The sequence below is a fragment of the Salinispora cortesiana genome (assembly GCF_000484695.1).
Classification (GTDB): domain Bacteria; phylum Actinomycetota; class Actinomycetes; order Mycobacteriales; family Micromonosporaceae; genus Micromonospora; species Micromonospora cortesiana.
The window spans coordinates 1-1,547 of the sequence record NZ_AXVR01000170.1 but is presented as its reverse complement, the minus strand read 5'-3'; the positions used below and the strand labels follow the sequence as shown (position 1 = coordinate 1,547).

Here is a 1,547-nt window from a genome sequence, read left to right as displayed (position 1 = left end):
GGCGGTGCCGTAGCGGTCACGGGTGAGTGGGGTGTCGCCGGGGCAGCGGCCGGCGGGGTTGAGGCGGGAGCGGCAGTGTCGGCAGGTCACGGTGCCACCCGGCCAGGCTTGAGGACGGCAACCCGCGGCCAGATGTGGGCGACACCCTCCACAGCGCCGGGCATGCCGCAGCCGCAGCCCTGCCCTACGCAGCGGCAGCCGGCGGAGCAGACGACCGTCCAGGCGTATTGCGGTCCGCTGGTCTGTACGTGCATGTGGCGGCAGTGGCAGGCCGGGCATGCGACGCCGCGGAGCGGGTCCCGGTCGGGTCCGACCCGCAGTACTCGCCGGGCCCGCCCGTCGAGTTTGCGCAGTAGGGCGGTGAGGGCGGCTGCGGTGCCGGGCTGCATGGCGGGTATGTGCTGGCGGATGCGCTGGAGGGGGTCTGCGACACCGTGGCCTGGCAGGTGTCGGGCCACGGCGTCGAGTTGGCTGATGATGCCGGTTTGGGTTTCGGCGTAGCGGTTTCGGCGTAGCGGTCCGGCGGTGGCGGTGAGTATGGCGTCGCTGGTGGGGTCGCCGTGTCCGCCGAGGGCGTGCCGGCGGCCCCAGGTGGGTGAGCTGATGGGCTCTACGGCGGCGGCCTGCTCGGCGGCGATGGCGCGGGCCTCGGCGGTGGCGCGGGCCTCGAGCTGGGCGAGGGCGGCGTTCAGGGACCAGGCGGCGGCGGTGGCGTGGAGGTGGTGCGGTGTCACGGGGTGGCCTCTCAGCGGGCGACGGTCAGGGTCTGGGTGGCCGGGGTTAGGACGTGGGCGCGTAGTCGCCTCCAGGCGCTGGTGCTGCCGCCGCGCCAGCTGCTACTCATGTCGGCTCCTCATGCGGTGAGGCGGAACGCGGTCATCGGCTGGTCCAGTCGTCGTCTGGTTCGCGCTCGGCTGGGTCGGTGACCCAGTCGAGGTCACCCCAGCCGCGGTCGTCGTTTAGCTCGCAGTCGCACACGGACCAAATCGGGTCATCTCGGCCCTGGTTGAGGTCGTGTAGGCGGCAGTCGTCGCAGGACACGGGTCAGTCCTGCGCGCTGCCGGCGGCGGTGCTGTGGCCCGGGCAGAGCACCGCCAAACCGCGCAGACGTATCCAGCCGCGGTCCTGTGGGCCGACGTCCGCGCGATAGCTCCGGTGGCATCCCGGGTGGGCGCAGTGGCGGATCAGGGTCCCCGCGTCGTGCGCGCTGCCGGGCGTGGAACCGGGGCGGGTGGCGTACCGCGCCCGCGCCCGGTCGATCCGCTCGACAGCATCGTCGAGGGTGGCGATCAGCTCCTGGGCGTCGCCGAGGGCGGCGCGGGCCTGGTCGCGTTCGGCGGCGAGCTGGTCAACAAACTGCGCGACCGAGCCGGGGTCGCTGTAGCCGGCCCGGTGAAGAGCGGCCGACACGTCGGCGAGCTCGTCGAGGGCGCGGTCGTGCTCGCGGTGGATGGGTAGGCGGGTGGGCTCAGGCATCGGTGGCTCCGTTGGGGATGTAACCGGCGTCGGCGAGCAGGCGTACGGCGGTGGCGCCGTCGAGGAGGACG

The 1,547-nt window shown here is 73.4% G+C and carries 1 protein-coding gene and 1 pseudogene; both read right to left on the bottom strand.

Going from position 1 to position 1,547, the window contains the following annotated elements; translation table 11 throughout:
- Positions 1 to 86 precede the first annotated feature (86 nt).
- Positions 87 to 734 (bottom strand): hypothetical protein, encoded by a 648-nt coding sequence (locus tag K228_RS0124915; RefSeq protein WP_025620787.1) that lies wholly within the window; start codon positions 732 to 734, stop codon positions 87 to 89.
- Positions 735 to 1,047: 313 nt separating this feature from the next.
- Positions 1,048 to 1,476, bottom strand: a pseudogene (locus K228_RS0124905) (hypothetical protein); the annotation flags it as partial.
- Positions 1,477 to 1,547 lie beyond the last annotated feature (71 nt).